This is a genomic window from Pseudomonas sp. MPR-R2A5 (assembly GCF_058793055.1).
Map to the genome: position 1 here is coordinate 24,917 of NZ_JBXAFK010000072.1, position 6,000 is coordinate 30,916.

General features: G+C 59.1%; 5 protein-coding genes and 1 pseudogene. 4 read left to right on the forward strand and 2 right to left on the reverse strand.

The window, feature by feature from the left end; translation table 11 throughout:
- The first annotated feature begins 149 nt into the window (after window positions 1-149).
- Both AC1Q6I_RS32450 and AC1Q6I_RS32455 read left to right on the forward strand, forming a co-directional pair.
- Window positions 150-1,217, forward strand: a complete 1,068-nt coding sequence (locus AC1Q6I_RS32450) for a DUF2333 family protein (RefSeq protein ID WP_024073174.1) — start codon at window positions 150-152, stop codon at window positions 1,215-1,217.
- 2 nt (window positions 1,218-1,219) lie between these two features.
- The gene (locus tag AC1Q6I_RS32455) at window positions 1,220-1,756 is read left to right on the forward strand and encodes an NUDIX hydrolase (protein ID WP_041160831.1); all 537 of its coding nucleotides are present in this window, start codon (window positions 1,220-1,222) and stop codon (window positions 1,754-1,756) included.
- Window positions 1,757-1,855: 99 nt separating this feature from the next.
- Here AC1Q6I_RS32455 and AC1Q6I_RS32460 read toward each other — a convergent pair.
- A pseudogene (locus AC1Q6I_RS32460) lies at window positions 1,856-1,945 on the reverse strand (outer membrane lipoprotein carrier protein LolA); the annotation flags it as partial.
- A 126-nt stretch (window positions 1,946-2,071) separates the two neighbouring features.
- Between AC1Q6I_RS32460 and AC1Q6I_RS32465 the strand changes: the two are divergent.
- Window positions 2,072-2,443, forward strand: coding sequence for a translation initiation factor Sui1 (locus AC1Q6I_RS32465; protein WP_017849660.1), 372 nt, complete (start codon window positions 2,072-2,074; stop codon window positions 2,441-2,443).
- A 142-nt stretch (window positions 2,444-2,585) separates the two neighbouring features.
- Window positions 2,586-4,499 carry an arginine decarboxylase gene (gene speA / locus AC1Q6I_RS32470; RefSeq protein ID WP_102625555.1) on the forward strand — a complete coding sequence of 638 codons (1,914 nt, stop codon included), beginning with the start codon at window positions 2,586-2,588 and terminating at the stop codon, window positions 4,497-4,499.
- A gap of 49 nt (window positions 4,500-4,548) precedes the next feature.
- Here the strand turns inward: speA and AC1Q6I_RS32475 are convergent, their stop codons facing one another.
- A complete protein-coding gene (locus AC1Q6I_RS32475; protein WP_146015788.1) occupies window positions 4,549-5,964 on the reverse strand; it encodes a M91 family zinc metallopeptidase in 1,416 nt (471 codons plus the stop codon).
- Window positions 5,965-6,000: the final 36 nt, after the last annotated feature.

Consider the following 6,000-nt stretch of genomic DNA (forward strand, 5'->3'; position numbering starts at 1 on the left):
CATCCTTTATAGTCGGAAGTTCGCCAACCGCCCGTTTGATTAAAAGCGCCGCACGCGCTGGCACGATGGGGTAGGGTTGTGGTCGTAGTTTTTGAACGCACGCCGTCGATTAGAAGTGCATGAACTCAAGTGATTGAAAGGATATCGCCATGCTGGACTGGAAAAACCGTGAAGGCAGCGCAAAGGGCCCGGCCCCTGCGCCCAAGTCGGCTCGCCGCGGCTACCTGGGTAACCTGTTGATGAGTCGGGCCTTGCTCTCCCTGGTTGGCCTGTATTTGGTCGTGACCGGTGCCCTGGGTTGGTACTGGAGCGAAGAACCGGCCTTGTTTCCGGTCCAGCAAAATGCGCAAATCGCCGCCGAAAAGGATGGCAAGCAGATGGTGGTGGGCTTTACCACCGTCGAAACCCTGAAGACCGTGGTCGGCACCTTGCTCAATAAGCCGGGTGGCTACATCTCCAACGACCGCTTCCCGCCGGGCCTGTGGATGGACAACATGCCCAGTTGGGAATACGGCGTGCTGGTGCAAGTGCGCGACCTGACCCGCGCCCTGCGTAAAGACTTCGCCCGCTCGCAATCGCAGTCGGCCGAAGACAGCGACCTGGCCAAGGCCGAGCCACGCTTCAATTTCGACAACAAGAGCTGGGTGCTGCCCTCCAGCGAGTCGGAATACCAGGAAGGCATCAACTCCCTGAGCCGCTATGAGGCGCGCCTGTCTGACCCGAACCAGAAGGGCGCGTTGTTCTATGCCCGCGCCGATAACTTGAACAACTGGTTGGGCGACGTCGCCACGCGCCTGGGTTCGTTGTCGCAACGCCTGTCGGCCAGTGTCGGCCGCGTCAAGCTGAACACCGCCCTGAAAACCGAAGCCCTGGCGCCCGGTGAAGTGCCGCAGGTTGATGAAGAAGTGGTGGAAACCCCCTGGATGCAGATCGACAACGTGTTCTACGAGGCCCGTGGCCAGGCCTGGGCCCTGTCCCACCTGCTGCGCGCCATCGAAGTCGATTTTGCCGACGTGCTGGCCAAGAAAAACGCCACCGTCAGCGTCCGCCAGATCATTCGTGAGCTGGAGGCGTCGCAGGAGCCGGTGTGGAGCCCTATGATTCTTAACGGCAGTGGCTTTGGCGTATTGGCCAACCACTCGCTGGTCATGGCTAACTACATTTCCCGGGCCAATGCGGCGGTGATCGATCTGCGCCAGTTACTCAACCAGGGTTGATGATGGACGCAACTCAAAAGGAGGCTGCGCACCGTGCGGCCTCTGATGCCGAACTGATCTGCTGGGTCGACGAGCAGGACAATCTGCTCGGCCACCTCGTCAGGTCCGACCTTCGCCAGCGCGGTCTGATCGGCCGTTGCACCTTTATCTTCCTGTTCAATTCGGCCGATGAGTTGTGTGTGCATCGGCGCACCCTGAGCAAAGCCCTGTACCCCGGATTCTGGGACACGGCAGCGGGGGGCATGGTCGCGGCCGGTGAGTCCTATGCATTGTCGGCGGCTCGCGAGCTGGAGGAAGAGTTGGGCGTCAGCGGGGTAGCGTTGACCGAGCACGACCATTTCTACTTCGAAGATGGCGAGAGCCGCCTCTGGTGCAAATCCTACTCCGCCGTGTGGGACGGCCCGCTGCAATTGCAGCCCGAAGAAGTCATGGAAGCGCGCTTTTTGCCGATTGAAACGGTGCTGCAGGAAGCGGAACAAAAGCCCTACTGCCCGGACGCCCAGGAGGGCTTGCGCCGCTATCTGGCCCTGCGTCGCTAAAGTTGTATAAATTGGCGCCATTTGGCTCTTAGCAAGTCGGCTTTTTGCCGTTACACTGCGCGACTTTTCACCCGAACCGCCATTGTTTCACCCTGGGATCACTGTAGGAGCGAGCTTGCTCGCGAAAAACTCAAGAGCGCCGCGTGCATTCAGAATGCCCGCGTCATCGTTGACGATTTTCGCGAGCAAGCTCGCTCCTACAGGTGGGGAGCGTGACCTTGGCGGGTCGGTAGCGCTGCCCCTGCCTGAGTGGGGCTTCGCGGTCGGTGGCGCCTGGCGCGCCGATCAGTCTTTGTCCTCCCAAGAGGATTGCCGGTGGCCAAAAAAGCCGCATCCTTCGCCGCCCTTGGTGGCCTGGTATTTTCCACCGACGCAGGTCGACACTGCCCGGACTGTCGTCAGCCCGTGGACGCGTGTACCTGTAAACAGACCCTGATCCCCGAAGGCGACGGCATTGCCCGCGTGCGCCGCGAGAGCAAAGGCCGTGGCGGCAAGACGGTGACCACCATCACCGGCGTGCCCCTGGCTGAAGACGCGCTCAAGGAGCTGGCTACCACGCTGAAGAAGCGTTGTGGAACCGGTGGCGCGTTGAAAGACGGCGTCATCGAAATCCAGGGCGATCACGTCGAGTTGCTGTTGGCCGAGTTGATCAAGCTCGGTTACAAGGCCAAAAAGTCCGGCGGCTGAAAGCCTCTTCGCAACCTGTGTCTAAACTCTGTCCTGCGAGTGGGGTCTACCTCCCTTACAGGCAAATCGTCATTTTCATTCTTTAGACTGCGCCTGCCTCCACGAGGGGCAGCGCCTTCGCCTTCATTTATAGGGGACTTCGATGTCCGTACGACGCACACGCAAAGACGATGGCAGCCAATGGACAGTTGCGGACAGCCGCAGTGTTTACGGGATTCGCCATTGGGGGGCCGGGTATTTCGCGATCAATGAAGCCGGTCGCGTTGAAGTCCGTCCGAACGGTCCGAACAGCACGCCGGTCGACCTGTACGAGCAAGTGGACGAACTGCGCAAAAGCGGCCTGTCGTTGCCGCTGCTGGTGCGTTTCCCCGACATTCTGCAAGATCGCGTGCGCCAGCTGACCGGTGCTTTCGATTCGAACATCGAACGCCTGGAATACCAGAGCAAATACACCGCGCTGTACCCGATCAAGGTCAACCAGCAGGAAGCGGTGATCGAAAACATCATCGCCACCCAGAATGTGTCCATCGGCCTGGAAGCCGGCTCCAAGCCGGAGCTGCTGGCCGTGCTGGCCCTGGCACCGAAGGGCGGCACCATTGTCTGCAACGGCTATAAAGACCGCGAGTTCATCCGCTTGGCGTTGATGGGCCAGAAGCTCGGCCACAACGTGTTCATCGTGATCGAGAAAGAATCCGAAGTTGAGCTGGTGATCGAAGAAGCCGCCAACCTCAAGGTCAAGCCACAGGTCGGCCTGCGCGTGCGCCTGTCGTCCCTGGCGTCGAGCAAGTGGGCCGACACCGGTGGCGAGAAGTCCAAGTTCGGTTTGTCCGCGGCGCAATTGTTGTCGGTGGTCGAGCGCTTCCGCGTGGCCGGCCTGGACCAGGGCATCCGCCTGCTGCACTTCCACATGGGTTCGCAGATCGCCAACCTGGCCGATTACCAGCACGGCTTCAAGGAAGCCATTCGTTACTACGGCGAACTGCGTAACCTCGGCCTGCCGGTGGACCATATCGACGTGGGCGGTGGCCTGGGCGTGGACTACGACGGTACTCACTCCCGTAACGCCAGCTCCATCAACTACGACATGGACGACTACGCCGGTGTGGTCGTGGGCATGCTCAAGGAATTCTGCGATGCGCAGAGCCTGCCGCACCCGAACATTTTCTCCGAAAGCGGCCGCTCCCTGACCGCTCACCACGCCATGCTGGTGGTGCAAGTCACTGACGTCGAGAAGCACAACGACGATGTACCGGTGATCGAGAACAAGGAAAACCTGCCGGAAACCGTGCAGTGGCTGGTGGACCTGCTCGGCCCGACCGACATCGAGATGGTCACCGAGACTTACTGGCGTGCCACCCACTACATGAGCGACGTGGCCACCCAATACGCCGACGGCAAGCTGACCCTGGCCGAAAAAGCCTTGGCCGAGCAGTGCTACTTCGCCGTGTGCCGCCGCCTGCACAACTCGCTGAAAGCCCGCCAGCGCTCGCATCGCCAGGTGCTGGACGAACTCAACGACAAGCTGGCCGACAAGTACATCTGCAACTTCTCGGTGTTCCAGAGCCTGCCGGACACTTGGGCCATCGGCCAGGTATTGCCGATCCTGCCGCTGCACCGTCTTGACGAAGAACCGTTGCGTCGTGCCGTGCTGCAAGACTTGACCTGCGACTCCGACGGCAAGATCAAGCAATACGTCGACGAGCAGAGCATCGAGACCAGCCTGCCGGTGCACGCCTTGAACGATGGCGAGGACTACCTGCTGGGTATCTTCCTCGTCGGCGCCTACCAGGAAATCCTCGGTGACATGCACAACCTGTTCGGTGACACCGACTCGGTGAACATCTACCAGCGTGAAGACGGTTCGGTGTACAGCGCCGGTATCGAGACCCACGACACCATCGAAGACATGCTGCGCTACGTGCATTTGTCGCCGGAGGAACTGATGACGCATTACCGTGATAAGTGTGCGAGTGCGAAGATCAGTGCATCTGAGCGCACGCAGTTCCTCGATGCCTTGCGCCTGGGGCTGACGCGGTCTTCATACCTGTCTTCCTGACACCCATTGGTCTTTAACGGGGGGATTGGCAGCGTCTGCGGCTATCCTCCTAAACCATGTGTGGGGGCTCCTCCACGTCATATCGATCCCGCAGCGGTACGTTCATTTCTGCGCGCAGGGCGTTTTCGTTGAATGGCCAGGGGTTGGTTGTGATGGGAGGGGTCAGCGGGTTGTTGTCGTGATCGAAGGGCTGGCTGTTGGTTGGAAGGCCTACGGCTTGATACTCGAGGTTCTCCACTTGCAACTGCTGGCCCTGGTCCATGGCCGGGCTGCCATCTTTGTTAAATATCAGCGAAGTGCCTGGTATGAACCGCCCGGTGGCGCCGTCATAGGCATGACTCATCTCGTGGTACAGCGCAATCAAGGGCGATAGGGTAAAGGTCTTTTCGAAGTGATCGGGGTCAAAGGCTATCTTTGCATGTGTGGCGGGCGACCCGGCAACACCATCTTTTATATAGCCAAGCTCAGGCCGGTACTGGAATTTTTCATACTCCCCGTCAGGTATGTTGTCGCTGAACGCATTGGCGAATTGATAAGAGTTCAGCGCGATGAAGTCGGAGAGCATTATGGTCACCGGCCCGCCATTTTTCTCGGCAAGGCGGTCCATTTCCTGAAACATTTTCTGCCCCGCCGGCGACCCCCTGAGTTGCTCGAGATAGTCCTCTACCCGTTCAACGAATTCTGCGGGGCCCTCTATCTTGAAGCCTTGTTTGCCTGCGTTGGTGTATTCGACTGAGGCTGGTGTTACCTGTTCGGGGGCGTGGACCCTATCGGTTTTTTTGGCGTAGATCCGATCCTGAGTGTCGTAGGAGTGGACCGAATCCTGGCCCGCCCCGGTATAGATCGTGGTCTGGCGGTAGCCAACGAGTTTATCGTCGCCAAGTCCACCGTTTAAGATGCTTCTACCCGTCCCCGCATAGAGTTCGTCGTTACCCTGGTCGCCATTGAGGTACACCTGGCGCAGATCTGTCTTTTGTGCGGGGTAGCTGGCGTACAGCTTGTCATTGCCTTTGCCGCCCGATATCACGGCATTGCCGGCGCCTGCGATCATGATATCGTCGCCGTCACCGCCAAACGCCACGACATGGCCGGCTCCCAAACGTATGTAGTCGTTGCCTGTATCGCCGGTTACGCTGCCCACACGTCCATTCGCCACAATAAAATCGTCGCCGTCGCCACCGTGTATGTGCATTTCGATGTTGATCTGCTCGTCGACGTTAATACGGTCATTTCCTCCTGCAGTTTTGATTCTCAGCGAGTGCGCATCGTTATTGGCGGTCAGTGGGAGTTTGTAGTCTTTGCCATTTATACGTGCGTTGAGCTGGTGGTCTGCGCCTACGCTGATACTGACAATGTCGGCCTGGTCGTAGGTGGTAATCAGGACCCTGCAGATGTCCAGGACCTGCTCGCCTTTGGCATTCGTTTGTATGGACCGGACACATGGTGGACACATGTGCGGGGACATGGTTGACACATTATGGACCATAGTCAGGTTTGCTCA

Excerpts from the sequence above, each read along its gene's own strand:
- AC1Q6I_RS32450 (WP_024073174.1), top strand. The coding sequence starts at position 150 with ATGCTGGACTGGAAAAACCGTGAAGGCAGCGCAAAGGGCCCGGCCCCT.
- AC1Q6I_RS32455 (WP_041160831.1), top strand. The coding sequence starts at position 1,220 with ATGGACGCAACTCAAAAGGAGGCTGCGCACCGTGCGGCCTCTGATGCC.
- speA (WP_102625555.1), top strand. The coding sequence starts at position 2,586 with ATGTCCGTACGACGCACACGCAAAGACGATGGCAGCCAATGGACAGTT.
- AC1Q6I_RS32475 (WP_146015788.1), bottom strand. The coding sequence starts at position 5,964 with ATGTCCCCGCACATGTGTCCACCATGTGTCCGGTCCATACAAACGAAT.